Source organism: Parashewanella tropica, assembly GCF_004358445.1.
GTDB lineage: Bacteria > Pseudomonadota > Gammaproteobacteria > Enterobacterales > Shewanellaceae > Parashewanella > Parashewanella tropica.
In genome coordinates this window covers 1,885,196-1,908,105 of the sequence record NZ_CP037951.1, presented here as the reverse complement: position 1 = coordinate 1,908,105, position 22,910 = coordinate 1,885,196, and the positions used below count along the sequence as shown (strand labels likewise).

Sequence of the window (22,910 nt, the reverse complement as noted above, 5' to 3'; positions counted from 1 at the left end):
GTATTATATTGAATAAAACGAAACAACCAAAGCAATTATCACTTTGGTTGTTTAAGAATTCAGCTAAAGAGATTGTTTAACTTGTCATGTAGCTACTTTCGTTGCTTTCCTTCGCTAATGTCATCAATCGATCTGCCTGTTTTAATAACTCTATAGGGTTGTCAGAATCATTAGGATAAAAAGCAATACCGATATTAACTGTGAGAGGTATATCAGGCACCTGTGCTTCAATGACTCTTCCTGATGCCGCCAATATATTTTCTGCAACCTGACAAACCGCCTCGAATTCTTGAGCACGATTTAAAATTATTACAAATTCATCACTGCTAAAACGAGCCAAAGTGTCAGAGCGTCGAATTGTTCCAGATAAGGCATTGGCGATACCCACTAGCAAACTATCTCCAGCACTATAGCCTAACGCTTCGTTTACCATTCTGAAATTACCAATGCCAATAAACATAACGGCAAAACGTGTTTGTTCGCGGCTATTGGATAAAACCGCATTTGTAAGACGATCATCAAGTAATCGTCTATTCACTAGTCCTGTCAGATTATCGTGGTTATTTAAGAAGTGGATTTTTTTCTCAACCTTTTCTCTTCGATTGACTTCGAGCTGAATTCGCTTGTTTGCGAGCCAGTACATCAAAAAAGTCAGTGATAATATAACCGTAATGATAGAGAGAATAATCACCCAACGACGATACACATAAGCATGCGAAACATTGGCGTCTGGCACCCAGCGTTTATATATTGCGTTTTTTGTAGATTGATCCATCTGTGCAATAACCAAATCGATTAATGGCACTAGTGGCTCGAAATCATCAGAAACACCAAAATGACTTCTTTGTACTTCTAACCCAGGAATTAATGAGACTTTGAGATCGTAATATTCTTTATCATTTATCAACGAGGAGAGACTGATCAACTTATCTATAAAATAATCTGCCTTATCTTCTTCAACAAGTTGTACTCCCTTTTCACTATCGGCAACGATAGTGAATTTTAAATCTGGCCGATTTTGAATCAACCTAGAAGATAAAGCATAACCTTCGACAATAGCAACTTTTGAATTTTGCAATTGGTCTAGATTCAATAGGCCCGAATGTTCAGATTTTGTGGTAATAGCCCATGGAGAAGGCCAGTAATCTTTTGTAAAGTGAAGACCAGATTCGTCTTTTCTGGAGGCCATACTTCCAACAAAATCTATCTCTTTTGCTTGCAAAGCCTTATACAGTGATACCCAATCATCGTAAGCAACAGCTTCTATAGGTATATTGAGTTGCTTATTGATCAACGAAACAATATCGGCATTAATGCCTTGGAATTGCCCTTCTTCATCAATAAATTCCATAGGCGCCCATTTTTTCAAATAACCAAACTTCAAGCTATTTATCGTTGCTAAGTACTGCTTTTGCTTCAAGGAAATATTGAGAACCTCACCATCAGAAATATAAAAATGATCGTCAGGGTTCAATATCCACTTTTTCTCAATACTTGCTAACTTTTTGTAACTCAAAAGATTAAAGCCGCGACTTATTTTATTGGTTAAACCTACATTATTTTTTTGAACTAGAACGTAGACAGGGCTTACAAACTCAACACTGGGTTCTTGAACGAAATTGGCCCAATGCTTATTTTTCAACAAGTAGTTTTGAGCCCATGCAGTTGGAGCTATAAAGCCTACAATTTTCTTTTGCTCAGCCGCTTTTAAAGCCGCATCAATGTTTTGATATTTAACAATCTTACTATTCGGAAGCTTTCGTTTTAAAGCTTCCGAATACTTGATTTCCCCAATAACTCCAATCCTTGTATTTTTTAAGTTATCCAACGAAGGTAATTTTTTTTGAAACATAAATAATCTATGTTTCATTTCGTATAGACGCCATGCAACAGTTAATTCATCTTGACTAATATCATGTAACGCAACATCTATAATTCCACTTTTTAGCGCCGACATGGCTTCTGCCGTATCCATAAATTCAAATTTCACAGGCGACTTAACTTTGTTAGACCATTCACGCCACATATCAACGTACATCCCATATGGCAAATTATCATCACCGATTGTTGATAAAGGATTATAATTTGCGGGCAATGCGACTGTGATTTGTGCTCTATGATTGTTTTCACCTAACCATTTATTATGAATATCTTGTTTTACTTCCGAGTTGAGTAACTTAAAGCCTTCATTGATTTGCATTAATAAATCGGTCTTACCTTTTCTAACTGCGGCATAAATAGGTACACTTTCTAACTTCAAGCGCTTATCTGAAGGGAAAAGCCGATTAAACTCCTCTTGTTTGGACACATCCTGCAAATCAATACGGTTAGCCGCGAAAACCAGCACACTGCCATTTAATGCTGCATTTATCAGTTTAGAATAATTTGGAAAACGCTTATAACTGTAGTTAGTACTGTATTTGTTGAACACAGGCGGAATTAGAGAGCCATTGACAATGCCTACTGAATAAGGCTTTACTTTTTCAAGATCTGATTCAGTATTAATTTTTTCATGTTTATAAAGAAAAGTATCCAAGCTGCCAATCTGGAGTGAATATTGAAATAAGTGTTGATGTTTGTTTATTTTTGCAAGGCCTGCATGGACATCAATATCTCCATATTTGACTCCGTTTATGGCACCTTTTAGGCTTGTTGCAACGAAATGAACAGGTCGATTGACCTGATTTGACCAAGCTTTCCATAAATCAACAAAATAGCCCGCGGCTTCACCTTGCTCATCGACAAAGAAATAAGGGTAAGCATCATCGCTAATTGCAATTGAAATCGGCTTTTCAGTTGTATGAACATTAAACGCGCATAAGCTACACAGCAATATAAAACATATTCTTAGTTGATTTTTCAAGACCAATCCTTATCTTGTTATCTATATGTTTGCTTATTGTTATCATTTTTATTAGACAAAATTTTTCTTCAAATTACTAGTCTGATTTCTGTAAAATACTCTGTTATCTCCAAATCTTAATGTTCCCTGATGAATTACGATGAAGACAAAATCTATGCAAAACCTTCGAAGCGCATAGAAGAATTTCGATTTGACAATAAAGTTGCTGGCGTATTTGATGATATGATCCGCCGCTCAGTCCCAGGCTACAGCCAAATTATATCCACGATTGGAGATCTGGCTGCAAAGTATGTAACACCAAACTCTAATATTTATGATCTTGGATGTTCATTGGGTACTGCTACTATTAGTATTAGACGCAACATCCAAGAGAAGGATTGTAAAATCATCTCGGTTGACAACAGTCCGTCTATGATTGAACGCTGCAACGAAAATGTCAGTGCTTATAAGAGTCACACTTCTGTAGAATTAATTTGTGCGGATATTAGAGATATCCAAATATCCAATGCTTCAATGGTGGTTCTCAACTTCACCTTGCAGTTTTTGTCTCCTGAGGACAGGCTTGCCCTGTTAAAGAAAATATATGATGGGCTTAACTCAGGTGGCATATTAGTATTATCAGAAAAGCTGTACTTTGAGGATGACGTTATTCAACACTTTATTGATGGCGAACATTTGGACTTTAAACGTGCCAATGGCTACAGTGAATTAGAAATTAGTCAAAAGCGCACAGCGTTAGAAAACGTTATGAGAACCGACACTTTGGAAGCTCATAAATCTCGTATTCAAGCATCTGGCTTTCAACACTTCAATATCTGGTTTCAGTGTTTTAATTTTGCATCTATGGTGGCAATTAAGTGATCAACTTTAGTTCTTTTTATCAGCAGATATCAGACTCTAACTTGCAACATTGGTTAGAAACTATTCCCTCTTTACTTGGTCAATGGCAGCGCTCTCATAAGCACGGCAATCTGCCAAAGTGGGAAAAAATCCTAAATAAGCTGAATTACCCAGCACCAGATCACCTCGATTTACAAAACAGTGTCACTATTGGCTCAGGTAACCAGTTATCTAATGGAGAAAAAGAGAAATTAGAAAACCTGCTGCAACTACTTCACCCTTGGCGCAAAGGTCCATTTCATATTCATGGCATTCATATTGATACCGAATGGCGCAGTGATTGGAAGTGGGATCGCGTTAACCCACATATTACGTCCCTAAAAAATCGAACCGTATTAGATGTTGGCTGTGGTAGCGGTTATCACATGTGGCGTATGCTTGGTTCAGGGGCAAAACGTGTCGTTGGCATTGACCCGTCAACATTGTTTTTATGTCAATTTGAAGCGGTTAAACGACTGACAGATCCTGATTTACCTATTCACCTTCTGCCGCTTGGAATTCAAGAGCTACCTCCACTCGACGCATTTGATACCGTATTTTCCATGGGCGTTCTATATCATCGTCGCTCTCCTATTGATCATTTACTACAGTTGCGTGATCAATTAAGAACAGGCGGTGAATTAGTGTTAGAAACCTTAGTGGTTGATGGCGATGAAAACACCGTTTTAGTTCCCGATGATCGCTATGGAAAAATGAATAACGTATGGTTTTTGCCATCAGTCAAAGCCTTAATTAAATGGCTAGAGAAATGTGACTTTATTGACGTAAGGTGCGTCGATGAAGATGTGACATCGCTTGCAGAACAAAGACGGACTCCATGGATGAGAAATGAATCCTTAGTTGAATATCTCGACCCTAATGACATTACGAAAACTGTTGAGGGATATCCTGCGCCTAAACGAGCAACTATTATTGCTACAAAGAATGAACCCAATCACGACTTGGTTTAAGCGAGCATTCAAGGGTGAATAGATATCTTATCCCAATAGTTCTAATATGGTTTGCTGTGGCTGCACCTACCCCAGCAAACACTGTTAAAGCAAAAAAAATAAAACATAAAATCAACCCTGTAGCCATTGCTTCCTTTAAGATGCTTAATAGGCAATGCCAGAATTTAAAATTAAGACCACTTATCCACGATAACAGAGTGAGCTATTCTGCCGAATCATTCAGTCAACAAAGCTTGAAAATAAATAACTTAAATGACGCCATAATGAATTTTATGACGTTGCCTGAAAGTCAGCTATTTACTGATGAAATCCTTAACTGTCAAATTAAACTAAGTGACGCTTGGCGTTCATTACTTTACCGGCCTGAAGTTGAGACGTTAATTACTCAGTTAACGAACAATCAAAATGCCAAATATCAGCAACTCGGATTAAGGTTGAGCCAATCCCGAAGTGCACAAGCATCTGTTAATCAAACTGCACAGTTGCGTATTGTAGAAGCTGAAATTCAGCATTGGTCTGAAAAAAAATCCGCGGTTACGCCCTCTAGGTCATGTCTTTTAGTAAAGTCTTCACAAATAACCGATACTTCAAGCTTACATTCCTATTTATTAAATCAATCGATAGCATCATGCCGCAAACGGGTTTGGGAACAATTTTATTCTCGCCCATTAGGATTAATTAAACGTTGGGCACAGCTTAAAAATGCCATTGCTCAGCAAGCGGGATATCGAAACGTTGCTGAACAGCAGCTACATAACAATATTTTAAGCAAGTCTGAAGATATTGCAGAATATCTCGACAGTAAAACAAAAACGAGAAATATTGCTCCATGGAATATCGGGCAAAAATTAAAGAACGCTCATAAAACCAAATTTACCAAAATTAAGTCACAAGAATTGTTAAGTAATGCTTTTGATAAATTAACTAAGTTAGGAATATCACAACAAAAAATTACTCCTAACCTTTATCGCTTGTGGTATCACAAACGACTTCTCGGTCATTTATATCTACAAACGACACAAGCTAAGATTCAAAGCCAAATCATTAGATACCCTATTATTGGGCAACAATTCGCAGATGTTCGCCTTGAAACTCCAGCCATGATCACAAGCCACAGACGAGCTACAAGGTTAATTCGACATATAGCGCGTTCAATAACAGTAATGGCTGATTCTCCACAATTTTATTTAACCAGCAAGGCTATGGACTTTTCTGATAGCAGTAGCTTATCTTCTATTTGGTTACAAAAATGGTTGAAACAACAACTGGAATTAGAAGCTGCTACCTTTGGAACAAGAGAGCAGATAGCGAGTAATTATCAACAACAAATCGAAATCAATCGAGCCAAACTGGCACTAACAATCTTCAATAATAATTTGAACATTTCTTTAATAGTAATATCATCAGAGTATCAAAACACATCAAATGTTTTTACCAACTATATTTACTCAACACCTAATTTTTTTATAGAAAACATTGGATTATATAAAGAATTATTTCAAAAAGATTTGGCGAACTTGATCATTGAAAAATCTGAAATTTCGTCAAGAAAAACATTTGAAGTACTTGTGGTTAATGAATCACGGCGAACAATTCAGCAACGATTGAAGATGATACTTGGGCACTCTTTTAAATTAAATGAAATTATAACAACTAAAAAATCCGCTCTAAAGAAGAAAAGGTCGGAATAAAAAAGGAGCTTACACAGAGCTCCTTTTTTAGTGTTAAAAACCAACTAAAGTGCTGCTAACGCATCAGCAATTAACTCTTGAGCTTCTTCCAACACTTGCTGTAAATGCTGCTCAGAAACAAAACTTTCAGCATAGAGCTTAAATAAAGGTTCTGTACCTGATGGTCGGGCAGCAAACCAAGCGTCTTTAGTCGTTACTTTGATACCACCGATAGCCGCATTATTGCCCGGAGCATGGGATAAAATAGCCGTGATCTCCGCGCCAGCCAAATGAGTTGCTTTGAAGGAATCAGAAGACAATTGAGCAAACTTTGCTTTTTTCTTGGCATTAATAGGACTATCAACACGTTGGTAAAAACTGTTACCAAATTCTTGCTCTAGCTCTTGGTATCGTTGTGCTGGAGTTTTACCTGTTACAGCATAAATTTCTGCTGCTAACAAAGCTAAAATAAAGCCATCTTTATCAGTACACCAAGTAGAACCATCTTTTCTTAAAAAGGCTGCACCTGCACTTTCTTCTCCACCAAACGCTAATTTTGCTTGGGCTAAACCATCAACAAACCACTTAAAACCAACAGGAACTTCAACCAGTTTTCTGTCGTGCTCAGCACAAATTTTGTCAATGATTGCACTTGATACTAGCGTTTTACCGATACCTAGATCTTTACTCCATTCAGGTCTATGAGTAACTAGATAATCAATAGCAACCGCCAAATAATGATTTGGGTTCATCAAACCAGTATTCGGACAAACAATACCATGACGATCGTAGTCAGGATCATTCCCCAAACAAATATCGAAATTATTTTGATGCGCCAATAACCCTTGCATTGCATAAGGTGATGAACAATCCATACGGATTTTTCCATCATTATCCAAAGTCATGAAACCAAAGCTTGGATTAATCACGTCATTAACCAGCGTTATATCAATTCCGAATTCTTCAGCAATCGGTTTCCAGTAATGAATCCCTGAACCACCAAGAGGATCGACGCCAATACGAACTTTTGACTCTTTAATAGCTGTAAAGTTAATGACTGAAGCTAAATCCTTAACGTAAGGTGTGATTAAATCTCGCCAGTCAACCAAATCTAACTTAGATGCGATTCCATAATTGAGTGTTTTCACACCATCAAGTTGGTTAAGTAAATAACCATTGGCTCGGTTTTGAATCCAAGACGTTATTTCACCTTCAGCAGGTCCCCCATGCGGCGGGTTGTATTTGATCCCACCATCTTGAGGAGGATTATGAGATGGGGTGATAATCAAGCCATCATGTAATTGCTCAGACTTTGTATTAGCGGTTATGATGGCATGTGATACAACTGGAGTGGGTGTATAACCTTCATCTAACTGAGCAATAACTTGGATATCATTTGCAACCAGAACTTCAACTGCAGACATAAAAGCAGCATGAGACAAAGCATGAGTGTCCATTCCAAGAAACAACGGTCCATTAATATTCTGTTGTTTTCGGTAATCAACTACCGCCTGTACGATTGCCCAAATATGATTTTGGTTGAAACTGGATTTTAACGAACTGCCCCTATGACCTGAGGTACCAAAACTGACCTGCTGTTCTGGATTTGTTGCGTCAGGGATCAATCGATAATATTGACTCATCAATTTAGGGATATTAATTAAATCTTGTTGTTGAGCCTTCTGACCAGCTCTTTCATGTAACGCCACAACTTTCTCCGTTAAATATACTGAACAAGTTCTTGCGCAGCTTCAGCTTCACATCCCAATCGAACCAATACCTCGGCAAAAATAGCTTGTTTTTTTGCGGTATTGTTATTTGTCGTGACCCAGTAAGAGCTTTGCCCTATTTGCTTAGGGTTTGCCGACTTGCTCGCTTTAAGTAGCTCTTCTTTTGAAGTAGCAAAATACAAGCGACCACGACCTTGAACCTGTAAAACTTCAATAAACTTTTCTGGTAATGCTGTATGTAATTGTGCCAAAACGTAAATAAAGCGACCAACTGCTCCTTTTTGGCTCGCTAGATCATCTGCATTAAATAAAGAGGCAAATTCGATATCAGTGCTTGATACATTATCTTCAGTTGTATCAAGTTTCTGCTCTAAACTCGGCTCATCAATTTGCTGAGGTTTTGGAGACTCAACAGACTCTACTTCCATGCCAATAAGGCGACGAAGAATATCAGATGCACTCTCACCAATACGTTCAGTTTTTCCAGCAATGAAACGATAGAGTTCCTCATCTACCTCAATATATTTCATACGTTCATATTCCTTTGCAGTTTATGAGTTTGGATCTTCGATCCCAATAGATCAAAGATACCGATTTTTGTATGGCTAGTCACCCGTTTGGAATTGATATTTGATGAAAAAAAGAGCTAGATAAAACCACAAACGTTTAACTGGTTAAAAATCAAACTCTGATAAACTTCTACAAAGGGTTAAAATTTAGGACAATGGATAAAATTACATTTACATCAACAACACATTATGAACTATATCGTTTCCGGACAAGGCCCGAGCATAATTTTGATTCATGGTCTTTTTGGTAATTTAGATAACTTAAAAAACTTGGCTTCACACCTAGAATCTAACTACCAAGTGATCAGAGTTGACCTACCTAATCATGGCTTAAGTTCGCACATTGATGACTTATCCTTTGATATCATTAGTCAACAATTATTGACAGTATTCGATAAGTTAAATATTGAACAAGCCCATCTGGTTGGTCATTCATTAGGTGGGAAAGCAGCTTTAGCCTTTAGCCTTAATTTCCCACAGAAATCCCTAAGTGTAGCTGCAGCCGATATCGCCCCAGCCAGCTATCCAAGACGTCATGATACCGTGTTTAATGCCTTGACGAGCTTACCACTGAATCAAGGTAGTGACCGTCGTGCTGCACTTCAACACCTTTTAGACTCTGGTATTGAAAACTCTACAGCACAATTTTTGTTGAAAAACCTTCAACGAACAGACGAAGGCTTTAAATGGAAAATGAACCTGAATGGCCTTATTAATAGCTATGACTCCTTAATTGATTGGCCATATCAAGGTAAGCAATATGCTGGTCCATGTTTATTTATACGTGGCGGTGACTCTGATTATGTGACTCAAGCACACCGCCAACAAATCATCAGCCAGTTTCCAAACGTTCAAGCAAAAACCATAAATGGAACCGGACATTGGCTTCATGCAGAAAAGCCAACAATATTTAATCGCATCGTGAAAGAATTTATTGACACTCAAAAGCTCTAAAAATCTGAATATCCATTTTAACAATCGCGGGCAATATGGTATATTCCGCCCCCATTAAAACCGGATAAATTATCTGTGATAAAACAGTAAAGCGAGAGAGAATGTTGACGCAGTATATTGAGCAGCTTGAAGCTGTAGGGCTTAATTTTTTCTTCGCTGCGATTTTTTTCTTCATCGGCATGGCTATCCATGACGTTTTAAAGCAAGGTCAAGTGCCAAAATTTGGCCGCTACATGGTTTGGTTAGTTTTATTTATGGGCTGTGCTGGATTTATTGCAAAAGGTATAATCCAATTCTACTGGGAATCCTCTGGGATTGGGTAACATGGCAAAAGAACAATCTGATAGAACAACGATTGACCTTTTTGCAACTGAAAAACGCCGTGGTAGACCAAGAAGCAATCCACTGACGAGATCGCAGCAATTAAAGGTTAATAAGAGGAATCAAGTCCTCAGAGATAAGGCCAAAGGCCTAAAGCGTATCGAGTTAAAAGTACCTCAAGATTTATTTGATGCACTCAACCAACTCGCAGAAGAAAATAACATCAGTCGGAGTCAACTCATTGAGACAATGCTAACCGCACAACTCAGTGATTTGAATTGATTCATCGAAAGTTAGTTAAACACTGATTAAGTTCAAGAAACACAAGGAAAAACAATGGCAACTGTAGGTCTATTTTTCGGCAGTGATACAGGTAACACTGAAGCCGTAGCCAAAATGATCCAAAAGAAACTTGGTAAGCAGATGGTTGGCGTAAAAGATATCGCCAAAAGTACCAAAGAAGAAATTGCTGAGTTTGATCTACTCCTTTTTGGTATTCCTACTTGGTACTATGGTGAAGCACAATGTGATTGGGATGACTTTTTCCCGGAACTTGAGCAAATCGACTTTACTGATAAATTAGTCGCTATTTTTGGTTGTGGTGACCAAGAAGATTACGCTGAATATTTCCTAGATGCTATGGGCATGGTTGGAGATATCGTTTCTGAACGTGGTGGTATCATTGTCGGTCACTGGCCTACAGAAGGTTATGATTTTGAAGAGTCGAAAGGCTTGGCTGATGAAAACCACTTTATTGGCCTTGGTATTGATGAAGATCGTCAACCTGAATTGACCGAAGAACGCGTCGACAAGTGGGTTAAGCAAATCTACGAAGAAATGTGCATGGCTGAATTCGCTTAATTTAGCAATATAAGAAATTGATTTAAAGCGGTGCTATTAGCGCCGCTTTTTTATTTTTAGTGGACTTATGACACAAAAATCAAAACACTGGGATATCTTTTGTTGCGTCGTTGATAACTATGGAGATATAGGTGTAACTTGGCGCTTAGCAAAACAATTAACCCAAGAATATGATCTTAAAATTAAGTTGTGGGTTGATGACTTAAATAGTTTTCAACATATATTACCTGCTCTCAACCCTAACCTTAATCAACAAACAATCAATGCCATTACCATTATAAAATGGGATAATATCAACCCTAATAGCTGGCAAGCTGGTGAAGCGTTGATTGAAGCTTTTGCCTGTGAAATTCCAGAATCCATAATCGAGCAACTTGCAGAAGATAAAACTAATGCTCCTGTATGGTTAAACCTTGAATATTTAAGTGCTGAATCATGGATAGAAGACTGTCATGGCCTACAGTCTCTGCATCACTCTGGTGTAAAAAAGTATTTCTACTTCCCAGGTTTTACGTCTAAAAGCGGTGGTTTGATCTGTGAACACAATCAGCTGACTATAGCAAAACACCATGATTTGGAACGTAGTGAGTATCTAAAACAATTTGGCATAGAGCTTAAAGAAACAAATACTAAAGTGATTAGCGTATTCAGTTATGAATCTTCCGCTTTAAAAGCTTTATGTAAATATTGGCAAACGCTTGACAGTGAAACTCACTTATTGGTTCCTTTAGGTCGAAGCTTGAATAGCCTGCTGCCCGCTTTTCAAGGTCAAGTTGAAAATGTGAATATTGGTGATTGTTTTACTGTAGGAAAGCTGCAGATACACATATTGCCAATGACGGACCAAGAAGGGTACGACAAATTACTTTCCAGTTGTGATTTTAATATTGTCCGAGGTGAAGACTCGTTCTTAAGAGCACAATGGGCGCAAAAGCCATTCTTGTGGCATATCTATCCTCAAGATGAACATGCTCACATCGATAAGCTAGAAGCGTTTAATAGCCGTTATTTAGACTCTTTACCTAATAGTGTTGTAAATGCTTATCAGAACCTAAGCCTTGCATTCAATCAAGACCAAGAACAACACATTGTAACTTACTGGCAGCAATTGCAAGAATACGAACAAGCGCTTTTATCACATAGCCTAAACTGGCCTAACAAGGCTCTTAATGGCTCAGATTTAGCATCTCGACTGGTGGAGTTTGTTAAAAAACGCTAGAATCCAGCAACTGAAAAGAAATAAAGGTATCAGCCAATTTTTGATACCTGCAATACAGGAACAGAAATAATGAAAACTGCTCAGGAAATTCGTACTGGCAACGTGATCATGCTTGACGGCAACCCAATGGTAGTTCTAAAAACTGACTACCACAAATCAGGTCGTAGTGCTGCAGTCGTAAAAATGAAATTAAAAAGCCTACTTCAAGGTACTTCAACTGAAACTGCGGTAAAAGCTGAAGATAAAATTGAAGACATCATTCTTGATCGCCTAGATTGTACATATTCTTATTTTGCTGATCCTATGTATGTATTCATGGATGAAGAATTCAACCAGTACGACGTAGAAGCAGAAAACCTAGGCGATGCAGCAAAATACATCGTTGACGGCATGGAAGAAGTTTGCCAAGTAACCTTCTACGAAGGTAAAGCAATCGCAGTTGAACTTCCAAACACGATTGTTCGTGAAGTTATCTATACTGAACCAGCTGCACGTGGCGATACTTCTGGTAAGGTAATGAAGCCTGCAACCATTACTGGTGGCGGCGTTATCACAGTAGCTGAGTTTGTTAAAACCGGCGACATGATTGAAATTGACTCACGTACTGATGAGTTTAAAAAGCGCGTTTAATATTAAATGCATTCAAGAAACCCGCTAATATAGCGGGTTTTTTTATTATCTGAACCTCAAGCTATTCCATTAATAAAGCCAACCTGTTCTGAACGCTAACCCTACAAAAACAAACAGTAATGAAATCAGAGTCACTGGAATGATATGCAAGGCTAAACTGCTTAAATTGTCTTTTGAGAGTTTAGGGATAATGCGCAGTCTAGCGTCAATGGCGAGTAGAAATGTTGCCGCCAATAAGATGATTTTATAGCTAATCACTTTTGAAACTGGATTTGAAAAATCAAACCAAAGCGAAAAATCAGGTAGGTAACTATAAGCCATATACATGCCCGTTCCTATCTGCAATAGCAAAGCTGGAATCCCGATTTTCTCAAATTTATTTTCAAAGTTTCTAATTGCATCAACATCTTTGTGTTTTAAAGCATTTGGGAGAACGGCAATTGAAAGAATGAGGTGACCTCCGACCCAAATTGTCGCACCGATAAAATGTAATAGTAACAATGTGCCCATACTGGTTTCCGCTAACTTTTTTCTTAAGATATAACGAGTAGGAAAAAGAGTAATTGACTTTTTTCAAGTCTTAATGACAAAAGTCAATTTTTAGGAGAGCAAAGTAAACGCATGAGTGTTTTTTAGTCATTATTTATGAAGACTTCCCCCATTACAGGCTTCCCAGTTGATTGAGCTTCAAGCCAAACCTTTGAAATATCCCCAAGCTCGCCTTTTACGACATAAACCTCTTGAGGATCAGGAATAAATGTAATTTTGCCACTCACATAGTAATTTTTAGTGAAAATCGACTGGATCAACGCACCGTTAACCCTTTCTCCAACCAAGGTAAAAGTCGTCATTTTATCAGGCACGTTAATATCAATATGCTTAACATTCAAAAAGAAGCCATTGTCATTTTCTGCAGTAGCTTGCTTCGAGCTATACACCTTTTGGCCGTCGATTTCTGATAGATAAAATAGATCGGCTGAAGTAGATTTCTTGTTTCCAACACTGCTTTTAATAACAGCTATTTTACCTGCATAATTTTCTGGCATAGGCTCATGGTAAGTGGCGCAGCCACCTAACAATAACAGCATGATTAATAAACTTATTCTCATGATGGCCTCCTGCCATACCTATGTTACAATAATTATTAGGCCCTATGTTGTCTATTTGTTAATAAAAAATCAAGAATCCTGAACTAAAGTTTTGCTAACCAACGGTCAAACTCTTGAGCAAATTTATGCTTATCTGCTTGATTGAAACCTGCAGGCCCCCCGGTCTGAACTCCAGAACCACGAAGTTCGTCCATAAAATTGCGCATTGATAGGGCTTGTCCTATATTCCCTGTGCTATAAACCAGACCTCTTGGAGTGATAACCAAACCACCTTTCTTAATGGCATCAGCTGCCAACGGAATATCAGCAGTGATCACTAAATCTCCTTTAACCAATTGCTCTACGATATAGTTATCAGCTTCATCAAACCCAGATGACACTCGAATGCTTTGAAAAAAAGGAGAAGGTGGTACACGCAATAATTGATTTGCTACAAAAATAGCTTTGACTTGTCGTTTATCTGCTGCTCGGTAAATCATTTCTTTTACCGGAACAGGACAGGCATCTGCATCAATCCAAATGGTTGGTTTTGTCATTTATTATAAAAATACGCTAAAGTAGTCATAAATTCAGTCTATGTTAATCGAGCAATGAAAACGTTTCTACTCACGATATTACTTTTTCTGCCCGTTACCGTATTTGCCAAATTACCCGCTGGTTTTTCGTACTGTACTGATGTAATACCAAACCTCACCGTCGATCTCCATTATATTTCAAACAACAACTTTACAGGTAAACCAGTAGATGGTTATATTAAACCCGTTTGTATTTTATCCACCAGCGCACTTAACCAACTGGCTAAAGTTCAAAAACAATTAAAACCTTTTGATTTAGGACTAAAAGTCTATGACGCCTACCGCCCGCAGCGAGCCGTCGATAACTTTGTTCGCTGGCAAAAAACACCCGACCATCCAGAAATAAAAAAACACTATTATCCCAACCTCAATAAAGCAGACTTGTTCAAACTTGATTTTATCGCCACTAAATCAGGGCATACTAGAGGCAGTACTGTAGATCTTACAATTATTGATCTACACACAAAACAAGAGTTAGATATGGGAGGACATTTCGATTATTTTGGCGAGCGTTCAAAACCTTTTTATCAAGGTATTAGCATGCAACAAAAAGCTAATCGAGCCTTGTTAAGGCATATGATGATTGAGCAAGGGTTCATGCCCAATAAAAACGAGTGGTGGCATTTTAATTTGAGTAATGAGCCTTTTCCGAATACTTATTGGGATTTTCCGGTTAAGTAAAGCACCAAAAAATTCAGTGCTTTTACTATTTAAGGCGCTAAGCGATCAATTTCCCACTTACTCTCTACTTTTGAGTACAAGAATCGGTCATGCAGGCGTTTTTCACCACCTTGCCAAAATTCAATACTTTCAGGCTTGATTCGATATCCACCCCAAAATTTAGGTAAAGGCACTTCACCTTTTGAAAACTTTGCTTTCATCTCGTTAAACTTTATTTCTAACGCTTGGCGAGCTGATAACTTACTTGACTGCGCTGAAACCCATGCTGCAATTTGGCTGTCTTTCGGGCGTGTTAAAAAGTACTTCATTACTTCTGCCGTTGAAAGTAGTTCTGCATTTCCAGTGATTGCAACTTGACGCTCCAACGGATGCCAAGGAAATAACAAGCTAACTTTTGTATTTTCCTTTATATGCTGAGCTTTACGGCTTTCTAGGTTTGTAAAAAACACAAAGCCCTGCTCATCAAAGCGTTTAAGGAGCACGATACGCTGGAAAGGCTGGCCGTTTTCATCAACGGTTGCGACAACCATAGCCGTTGGGTCGGTAATACCTGACTCTTTGGCTTGTTGCATCCAAGTTTCAAATAACGCCATCGGTTGCTCAGGCAAATCAGCTCTACGTAAACCGCCTTTGGTATATTCCCTTCTTAAATCACTTAAATCCATAGACATTGAGCTTACTCCTTAATTAAGCCTTGACCCTGCGCCCATACATGGATCATATCCAAGCCTAATGTTGCACCAGCGAGTGCTGTTATTTCTGCTGAGTCATAAGCTGGAGCGACTTCAACGACATCCATACCCACAATATCTAAGCCTTCTAAACCACGAACAATTTTTAAAGCTTTGTCACTGGTTAACCCACCACAAACGGGTGTGCCTGTACCTGGAGCAAACGCAGGATCTAAACAATCAATATCAAATGTCAGGTAGACAGGTAGATCACCTACTCTTTCTTTAATTTGAGCAACGATATCTGTGGCAGTTAAGTCATTTGCTGTTGCAGCATCAATGACTTTAAATTTGTGGTTTTTCTTACTGTATTCAGTACGAATACCAATCTGAACAGAATGTTCAGGGTCAATAATACCTTCGTTAGGCGCGTGATAGAACATAGTGCCGTGGTCATACTTACTGCCTTCACTATACGTATCGGTATGAGCATCAAAATGGATCAATGCCATTTTCCCGTGCTTTTTAAAATGTGCTCGTAACAATGGCAGAGTGACAAAATGATCACCACCAAAGCTCAATAAGCCTTTACCAGAGTTAACAATTTGAGTCGCAAAATCTTCAACACGTTGAGTAAAGTCAGCCGCATCGCCACAGTCATAAACTAAATCACCCGCATCAACGATAGAGATATGTTTACTTAAATTAAAATTCCACGGCCAGCGTTTTGCTTCCCAAGCTAAATTTGTTGAAGCGCTACGTATCGCTCCAGGTCCCATTCTTCCACCCGAACGACCTGTTACAGCCATATCAAAAGGTAGACCTAAGACAACAAGATCGGCATCGCTTTCAATGGGTTTAAAATTTAACGGCTGACGCAAATAACCGAAAGCATTGGAATAAAGAGAATAGTCGGGTTTATCTGCTAAAGTGGTCATACACACTCCAAAAGTTGTTCATAGTTCAACAGCTGTTAACTGCTGATGCCAAGGCTGTTGGTATTGTTTAAAAATAATATTATTGCCCTGACCTATCTGTAAATCACATTGACCAATGCATAAGGTATCTTCAAAACTTGATACAATTTCATTAGCATTGGTTTGTATCACATCCCAGCAACCCGGCTTAAAAATATCTAATAAACCGATTAAAAGCCGAGGTTGCTGCTCAGCTAAGTTGATATTTGTTTCGAAACTCAAATACGAACCAGATTCTTGCGGGGTAATATGAAAAGTAAAATACTTATCCCCTGCGATTCCATTTACTGAGTAACCGAAAGGTTTGAATAAATGCTCACCTATCATAAAATCAGAGAACCAAGCATCTAACTTTAATAGACGATTAATTGCCTCTTTGGTTTGATTAGGGCTTCGCAAATAGTTAGCGACTTCACCCGAAAGATGATACATAAGTAACTCTGTCACCGCTGAGACTTTGATCTCGTTTGATTTTTGATAATGAAATACATAATGATGATGCGAATCTAAATGACCGACTCGGTAAGCCTTCCCATTAAGCACTGTTTTTAACTTTTCAGCATCATCAGTAAAACGAGAGACCTGTAAATGAGCATGATATTCTTTATGACGCTGATATTTAACCGATTGAATATCATCAAGGTTAACCGCATCAAGAAAGCCAATAATTGAATTGACTAAAGTTGAGTTACCACAGGTCAACATCAGAAAGCGGTCATGCCAAACAAACAGGCTAGACTCACTTAATATGTAAGCGTCACACTGTTCATTATGTATACTTGAGAGAATTTCAGCATTTGAAAGGCTCACCAACTTCTCCCAAAAACCTTTATCAAAGCTTCTGAGCGAGTCGGAATTTGAGGTCATAACAACCTCAACCTTTTTTTCTGAGCCTTCAAAAAACATTACGCTACCTAAAGTCCTCAAGGTATGTATATCCTTCAAGACCTACTTGTAGCTCTTCAAGAATGCTTTCCCTTTCATGTTCATCAATGTGCTTGTTCACCAAATCTTCATAGGTTTGCATAAATCCAAGCGCATCAAGATTTACATAAGCAAGAACATCAGCAACTGTATCACCTGTTAATACAGACTCGATCAAAGGTTTGCCTTCATCGTCCATTTTGACAACCGCAGAATGGCTATCGCCAAACAAATTGTGCATGTCACCTAAAATTTCCTGATAAGCCCCAACTAAGAAGAAACCAATCAAATATGGGCTATCAGCCGACCATGCTGGCACAGGCAACGTCGTTTCAACTCCTTGACCATCTACATATTGATCAACAATACCATCTGAGTCACAAGTGATATCCAACATTACTGCACGACGCTGTGCAGGTTTATCTAACCCTGATAACGGTAATACAGGGAACACTTGGTCGATGCCCCAAGCGTCTGGCAATGATTGGAATAATGAGAAGTTTACAAAAAACTTATCAGCTAACTTTTCATTTAACTCATCAATAATTGGACGATGATAGCGATACTTACTGTCTAACAAGCCCTTGATTTCATGACAAACACGCAAGTTAGCCTGTTCAGCCCAAGCGCGATCTGCAAGACTAAGCTGACCTAAAGCAAATAACGTATGCGCTTCTGCTAAGTCACTTTGAGTATCGTTATAAATTTCGATTAACGCTCGGCTATTGGTACGACCGCTGATTTCATTCCATGATAGCCACATATTATGCAGCAGTTGAGGCGCATCATCTGCGGGAGGTTCTATCTCTTCAGCCTGATACGCTTCAGTACCTATTACATCGGTTAATAAGACAGCGTGGTGAGCCGTTAAATGACGTCCAGATTCGGAAATTATCCGTGGCATCGGCTGTTGATATTCACGGCAGATATCCGTAAGCACATGTACGATATTGTTGGCGTATTCTGTCAACCCATAGTTCATTGAGTTATTGCTTTGGCTACGAGTACCATCGTAATCAACGGCTAAACCACCACCAACATCAAAACAATCAATTGAAGCACCGAGTAATCTCAATTCACAATAAAAACGAGCCGCCTCACTGACACCTTGGCGAATATCTCGAATGTTGGCAATTTGAGAGCCTAAATGAAAATGTAAAAGCTGCAATGATTCTAAACAATTGGCTTGTTTTAGCTCATCGACAACACGCAACACTTGAGCAGCAGATAACCCAAATTTAGATTTTTCACCACCACTGGCTTCCCACTTACCTTTACCTTGGAAAGCTAAACGTGCGCGAATACCTAAACGAGGCGTGACACCAAGGCGTTCAGCTTCCTCAAGCACCATTTTAAGCTCAGACATTTTTTCAAGAACGATATAAACCTTATGTCCTAGCTTTTCGCCAATTAACGCTAAACGAATGTATTCGTTATCTTTGTAGCCATTACATACAATCACAGAACTGGCTTTTTGAGCCATAGCCAATACAGCCATCAATTCAGGCTTACTTCCCGCCTCTAACCCAAGCTGCGGTACTTCTTTTTGCTGTTGGCTAGCCAAGATTTCTTCTACAACTGTTTTCTGCTGATTTACTTTAATTGGATAAACAAGCAAGTAATCATTTTCATATTCATACTTTTGGATCGCTTGGTTAAACGCATTACACAAACTGTGAACACGATGATGCAGAATTTGCGGAAAACGAACTAACAAAGGTAAAGAAACCCCTGCTTTAACCATATCTTTTGCTAATTGATTTAAGCCAATCGTATGTTCTGGTCGTGTTGGATCAGGAGAAACAGTCACTTCTCCCTCATCTGACACACCGTAAAAACCTTGACTCCAATACGCTACGTTGTAACTATCACGAGCACTATCAATCGACCAATTCTTCATTTTTTCAATGCCTAGCAAAGTCTAGATAATCATTCAATTATCGGTATAAAATCATTTAAAATCGCGCAATTAAACCCTGCTTATTAGGCTAATGCAAGCAAGATTTAACACCTCAATGTTTAAATGACTAAACATTATAATCATCGCCATAATATCAGCGATTTATCAAAGCTAAAAACTCCAAGCAACAACCACCCAATTCGAGGTATAATCCCAGTTAATTTAAAGTTAGATTCAGAGTATTACATGGCACAGCTAGGAAAACATTCCACCCTAGAAATCGTTAAAATCGTTGATTTTGGTGTATACCTCGACGCTCAAGATTTTGGACAAGTTCTTTTACCGAAAAAATATCAACCAAATGATTGTGAAGTTGGTGATAAAGTTAAGGTGTTTTTGTACCTTGATTCAAAGGATATGCTTATTGCAACCACACAACGACCTAGGGCTTCAGTGGGTGAGTTTGCCTACTTAAAAGCCATTGCCACCAGCCGTGTAGGTGCATTTTTAGACTGGGGACTTGATAAAGACCTATTACTACCATTTGCAGAGCAAAAACATCAGGTCGAAGAAGGTCGATCTTATTTGGTCTACGTCCACATTAACCATGCTGACGAGCGCATTGTTGCTAGCACTAAAATCGATCGTTATTTAGATAAGACACCAGCTCATTATAAAAACGGTGAAGAAGTAAAATTGATCGTTGGTGGTAGAACCGATTTAGGTTATAAAGCGATTATCAATAACCAACATTGGGGATTGTTGCATAACAGCGATGTTTTCCAATCGCTAAAAATCGGTCAAAAAGTTAAGGGCTTTATTAAGCAAATCCGCCGAGATGGCAAAATTGATCTTGTGCTGCAACAAGGCAATAAACAAGAGATGGATAAGTTCTCAACGACATTACTTTTCAAATTAAAACAAGCTGATGGCTTTCTACCCTTCAATGACAAAACAGATGCTGCTGTGATCTATGACCATTTTGGTGTCAGTAAAAAGGTCTTTAAAAAGAGCCTTGGTGGTTTGTTCAAACAAAAACTGATCACTATTGAAAGTGATGGCATTCATTTACTCTAATATCGTTAAAACTCTTCTAAGCAAGGGAGATCTATACTGATCTTCCTTTCTCTAATTCTCAGCAAAATTTCATTTTCTTATCAGCATTAAGCTAAATTAATTATCAATTGATTACGATAGCTTTTAATATCCTTGTCGTATGAAACTAACCAGTAATTTCTGAATTGAGTATACCTACAACACCACAACAACCTTTTCGATTTGAATTTCAAAATGACGGAGCAGAATATCAACTATCTGCCAAGCCAGATGAAACAACTACGAGTCTTTGGCGACACCAACACTTCACACCGACACCTCAAACCATAATTCAATTAATGTGGATAAAAAGGAACAGTACATATTATTCAGTACATGAGACCCAGTGTTATTTTGTGATCAATTTTCTCAAAGGGAAGTTGGATATTTTACCTTTCACAGGCCTATTTTCTGCGTTTTTAGCCTATGAACCCCAAGGTTTTAAGCTAACTCAACTTACTACATCTCATGCTGAATTTTTTTTAGGACCTTGCACACATGAAGTAAGAAAAGGAATTGTACAATGGACAGTAGATCACCTTAATAGTGAAGACGAATTGCCACCAGAAGATCAAGCTTACCAACAAGAAGATATTAGCGAAATATTACTCACAAATAGGCTTCCATTCTCTCTGGCACAGAACTTACTCACATACACTGATTATTCAATTCTGTCTTTACATGAGGTCATAACACCTTCACGGTTAAGGTTTGATACCAACAAACCGACCTGTTTTGCTTTTGATCTTGATGAAGTATTGGTGTTTACAAGCACAGTAGATGGTGAATCAGTATCTACACCAGTGGAAGCTAATTTAGGCAATACATTTTTGGAGATATCCAATATCTTTAAGCATTGCTTTTTCATATTAATCACACATTCGTATATCGGATGCATACCGCAAAAGCTTGTATCACTCCATGATGCAAAGCTAGATTACAGAGTGTTCCATAAAGTCATAGCACCAAATGATCAGATACCCACTCCAGAAATCCCAGATAAAGGAATACAACTTAAAGAGGCTATCCAAGAAATCTGCCCAAGCTGTGATCAAATCGTTTTTGTTGACGATCAAAGTCACAACTTAAAAAGTGTAAAAGAAAGCTTTAAAGAGAGAGCACTAACACTACAGTACGTTTCTGCTATTCCTCATAGGATAAAATTCTTTGTCGATAAAGATTTTTATGGAGACAGGCAAGAATTTATGGATTCAATTGAATATCTTTGGGAAACAGTGAGTCATTTTCAATATTTGAATACTATTTCTGAACGAATTAGCATTTTAGAAAATGGTACCCGAGGCCAGACTTGAACTGGCACGCTGTTACCAGCGAGGGATTTTAAATCCCTTGTGTCTACCGATTCCACCACTCGGGCATCTTGAGTGCAACTGACAATGCCAGTTAAATTGTGGAGGCGCGACCCGGAGTCGAACCGAGATCGACGGATTTGCAATCCGCAGCATAGCCATTCTGCCATCGCGCCGATAATTAAGAATTTTGGAGCGACATATCGGGTTCGAACCGATGACCTATACCTTGGCAAGGTATCGCTCTACCAACTGAGCTAATGTCGCATTTCTTAATTAGTCTTGGTTAGCGGTAGCTCCCCTTGACTTCGGATTGGCATTCTACGGATTTGCTTGAATGTGTCAACAACTGTTTATCCAAATGCCAACCGTTTGAACATTTTGTATTCTATTTACTGATTTATTGGTTTTCTTCTGCGGTTAAATCCTTCCATGCGGCACCAATATAAACAAACATCGACCATAAAGTGAGAATTGCAGCAATATAAAGAAGCACATAGGCTAAAGACACCATAAAGTTACTTTGCTGCCAAATAAGCCCTATGATGGCAACCATCTGCACAGCAGTTTTATATTTACCTATCCACCCAACTGCAACTGAGCCACGCTTTCCAATCTCAGCCATCCATTCTCTTAGTGCTGAAATAACAATTTCTCTTCCAATCATGATAATCGCAGGAACCGTTAACCATACACTAGAATATTCTTGAACCAATAACACTAAAGCTAAAACAACCATGAGCTTATCGGCCACTGGATCGAGAAAAGCACCAAATCGAGTCGATTGCTTTAATTTTCTCGCAGCATAGCCATCAAAAAAATCCGTTACCGCTGCTAACCAAAAAGCAAATGCAGCAGCAAAATTAGCCCAAGAGTATGGGAGATAAAACATAACAATAAAAACTGGGACCAAGAGTAGACGAAATAAGGTCAAGGCTATAGGAAGATTAAACGGCATCTTTTTTTCACTTTAAATTTTGGGTTCTCATTAAGAGTCCCAG

At 38.5% G+C, this 22,910-nt stretch carries 23 protein-coding genes and 3 tRNA genes; 12 read left to right on the top strand and 14 right to left on the bottom strand.

What is annotated here, in order from left to right; translation table 11 throughout:
- Positions 1-76: 76 nt before the first annotated feature.
- Positions 77-2,863, bottom strand: coding sequence for a transporter substrate-binding domain-containing protein (locus E2H97_RS08150; RefSeq protein WP_170308265.1), 2,787 nt, complete (start codon positions 2,861-2,863; stop codon positions 77-79).
- 129 nt (positions 2,864-2,992) lie between these two features.
- On the opposite strand from E2H97_RS08150, the gene cmoA reads away from it, so the two are divergent.
- The 3 genes from cmoA to E2H97_RS08135 all read left to right on the top strand — a co-directional run bounded on the left by cmoA (position 2,993) and on the right by E2H97_RS08135 (position 6,404).
- Positions 2,993-3,724, top strand: coding sequence for a carboxy-S-adenosyl-L-methionine synthase CmoA (cmoA, locus tag E2H97_RS08145; protein WP_133406682.1), 732 nt, complete (start codon positions 2,993-2,995; stop codon positions 3,722-3,724).
- Entirely contained in the window at positions 3,721-4,713 is a 993-nt protein-coding gene (cmoB, locus tag E2H97_RS08140; protein WP_133406681.1) for a tRNA 5-methoxyuridine(34)/uridine 5-oxyacetic acid(34) synthase CmoB, read from the top strand. Before cmoA ends, cmoB begins: the two co-directional genes overlap by 4 nt.
- A gap of 233 nt (positions 4,714-4,946) precedes the next feature.
- Positions 4,947-6,404: a hypothetical protein gene (locus tag E2H97_RS08135; RefSeq protein ID WP_133406680.1), complete on the top strand. Its 1,458-nt coding sequence runs from the start codon at positions 4,947-4,949 to the stop codon at positions 6,402-6,404.
- 44 nt (positions 6,405-6,448) lie between these two features.
- Here E2H97_RS08135 and pgm read toward each other — a convergent pair whose 3' ends face one another.
- Positions 6,449-8,092, bottom strand: a complete 1,644-nt coding sequence (pgm, locus tag E2H97_RS08130) for a phosphoglucomutase (alpha-D-glucose-1,6-bisphosphate-dependent) (protein ID WP_133406679.1) — start codon at positions 8,090-8,092, stop codon at positions 6,449-6,451.
- A gap of 11 nt (positions 8,093-8,103) precedes the next feature.
- On the bottom strand, positions 8,104-8,643 hold the full coding sequence (gene seqA / locus E2H97_RS08125; protein WP_133406678.1) for a replication initiation negative regulator SeqA: 540 nt from the start codon (positions 8,641-8,643) through the stop codon (positions 8,104-8,106).
- A gap of 228 nt (positions 8,644-8,871) precedes the next feature.
- Here seqA and E2H97_RS08120 point away from each other — a divergent pair, with 228 nt between their 5' ends.
- From E2H97_RS08120 to efp, 6 genes are all read left to right on the top strand, one after another.
- Entirely contained in the window at positions 8,872-9,636 is a 765-nt protein-coding gene (locus E2H97_RS08120; protein ID WP_133406677.1) for an alpha/beta fold hydrolase, read from the top strand.
- Positions 9,637-9,737: 101 nt separating this feature from the next.
- Positions 9,738-9,959 (top strand): DUF2788 domain-containing protein, encoded by a 222-nt coding sequence (locus E2H97_RS08115; protein WP_121839812.1) that lies wholly within the window; start codon positions 9,738-9,740, stop codon positions 9,957-9,959.
- Between the two features lies 1 nt (position 9,960).
- Positions 9,961-10,239 (top strand): LexA regulated protein, encoded by a 279-nt coding sequence (ybfE, locus tag E2H97_RS08110; protein ID WP_133406676.1) that lies wholly within the window; start codon positions 9,961-9,963, stop codon positions 10,237-10,239.
- 54 nt (positions 10,240-10,293) lie between these two features.
- Positions 10,294-10,818 (top strand): flavodoxin FldA, encoded by a 525-nt coding sequence (fldA, locus tag E2H97_RS08105; protein WP_133406675.1) that lies wholly within the window; start codon positions 10,294-10,296, stop codon positions 10,816-10,818.
- A 67-nt stretch (positions 10,819-10,885) separates the two neighbouring features.
- A complete protein-coding gene (earP, locus tag E2H97_RS08100; RefSeq protein ID WP_133406674.1) occupies positions 10,886-12,037 on the top strand; it encodes an elongation factor P maturation arginine rhamnosyltransferase EarP in 1,152 nt (383 codons plus the stop codon).
- 69 nt (positions 12,038-12,106) lie between these two features.
- The gene (gene efp, locus E2H97_RS08095) at positions 12,107-12,667 is read left to right on the top strand and encodes an elongation factor P (protein WP_121839791.1); all 561 of its coding nucleotides are present in this window, start codon (positions 12,107-12,109) and stop codon (positions 12,665-12,667) included.
- A gap of 69 nt (positions 12,668-12,736) precedes the next feature.
- On the opposite strand, the gene E2H97_RS08090 is transcribed toward efp, so the two are convergent.
- The 3 genes from E2H97_RS08090 to E2H97_RS08080 form a co-directional block, all read right to left on the bottom strand.
- Entirely contained in the window at positions 12,737-13,177 is a 441-nt protein-coding gene (locus E2H97_RS08090) for a CopD family protein (protein ID WP_133406673.1), read from the bottom strand.
- A 122-nt stretch (positions 13,178-13,299) separates the two neighbouring features.
- Positions 13,300-13,776: a hypothetical protein gene (locus E2H97_RS08085; RefSeq protein ID WP_133406672.1), complete on the bottom strand. Its 477-nt coding sequence runs from the start codon at positions 13,774-13,776 to the stop codon at positions 13,300-13,302.
- 83 nt (positions 13,777-13,859) lie between these two features.
- On the bottom strand, positions 13,860-14,312 hold the full coding sequence (locus E2H97_RS08080; RefSeq protein ID WP_133406671.1) for a YaiI/YqxD family protein: 453 nt from the start codon (positions 14,310-14,312) through the stop codon (positions 13,860-13,862).
- A gap of 54 nt (positions 14,313-14,366) precedes the next feature.
- On the opposite strand from E2H97_RS08080, the gene E2H97_RS08075 reads away from it, so the two are divergent.
- On the top strand, positions 14,367-15,032 hold the full coding sequence (locus E2H97_RS08075; protein ID WP_133406670.1) for a M15 family metallopeptidase: 666 nt from the start codon (positions 14,367-14,369) through the stop codon (positions 15,030-15,032).
- Positions 15,033-15,061: 29 nt separating this feature from the next.
- Here the strand turns inward: E2H97_RS08075 and pdxH are convergent, their stop codons facing one another.
- The 4 genes from pdxH to speA are packed head-to-tail and all read right to left on the bottom strand — an operon-like array spanning position 15,062 to position 19,504.
- Entirely contained in the window at positions 15,062-15,697 is a 636-nt protein-coding gene (gene pdxH, locus E2H97_RS08070) for a pyridoxamine 5'-phosphate oxidase (protein ID WP_133408596.1), read from the bottom strand.
- A gap of 11 nt (positions 15,698-15,708) precedes the next feature.
- Positions 15,709-16,641, bottom strand: coding sequence for an agmatinase (speB, locus tag E2H97_RS08065; RefSeq protein WP_133406669.1), 933 nt, complete (start codon positions 16,639-16,641; stop codon positions 15,709-15,711).
- Positions 16,642-16,659: 18 nt separating this feature from the next.
- Positions 16,660-17,586: an adenosylmethionine decarboxylase gene (locus E2H97_RS08060; RefSeq protein WP_133406668.1), complete on the bottom strand. Its 927-nt coding sequence runs from the start codon at positions 17,584-17,586 to the stop codon at positions 16,660-16,662.
- 4 nt (positions 17,587-17,590) lie between these two features.
- Positions 17,591-19,504 (bottom strand): biosynthetic arginine decarboxylase, encoded by a 1,914-nt coding sequence (speA, locus tag E2H97_RS08055; RefSeq protein ID WP_133406667.1) that lies wholly within the window; start codon positions 19,502-19,504, stop codon positions 17,591-17,593.
- Positions 19,505-19,750: 246 nt separating this feature from the next.
- Here speA and E2H97_RS08050 point away from each other — a divergent pair, with 246 nt between their 5' ends.
- Positions 19,751-20,581, top strand: a complete 831-nt coding sequence (locus E2H97_RS08050) for a CvfB family protein (protein WP_133408595.1) — start codon at positions 19,751-19,753, stop codon at positions 20,579-20,581.
- A 164-nt stretch (positions 20,582-20,745) separates the two neighbouring features.
- Positions 20,746-21,912: a DUF2608 domain-containing protein gene (locus tag E2H97_RS08045; protein ID WP_133406666.1), complete on the top strand. Its 1,167-nt coding sequence runs from the start codon at positions 20,746-20,748 to the stop codon at positions 21,910-21,912.
- On the opposite strand, the gene E2H97_RS08040 is transcribed toward E2H97_RS08045, so the two are convergent.
- From E2H97_RS08040 to pgsA, 4 genes are all read right to left on the bottom strand, one after another.
- Positions 21,891-21,977 (bottom strand) — tRNA-Leu (locus tag E2H97_RS08040). The genes E2H97_RS08045 and E2H97_RS08040 overlap by 22 nt on opposite strands.
- Before the next feature lie 34 nt (positions 21,978-22,011).
- Positions 22,012-22,085, bottom strand: a tRNA-Cys gene (locus tag E2H97_RS08035).
- 15 nt (positions 22,086-22,100) lie between these two features.
- Positions 22,101-22,176, bottom strand: a tRNA-Gly gene (locus tag E2H97_RS08030).
- A gap of 133 nt (positions 22,177-22,309) precedes the next feature.
- Positions 22,310-22,867 (bottom strand): CDP-diacylglycerol--glycerol-3-phosphate 3-phosphatidyltransferase, encoded by a 558-nt coding sequence (gene pgsA, locus E2H97_RS08025; protein WP_133406665.1) that lies wholly within the window; start codon positions 22,865-22,867, stop codon positions 22,310-22,312.
- Positions 22,868-22,910 lie beyond the last annotated feature (43 nt).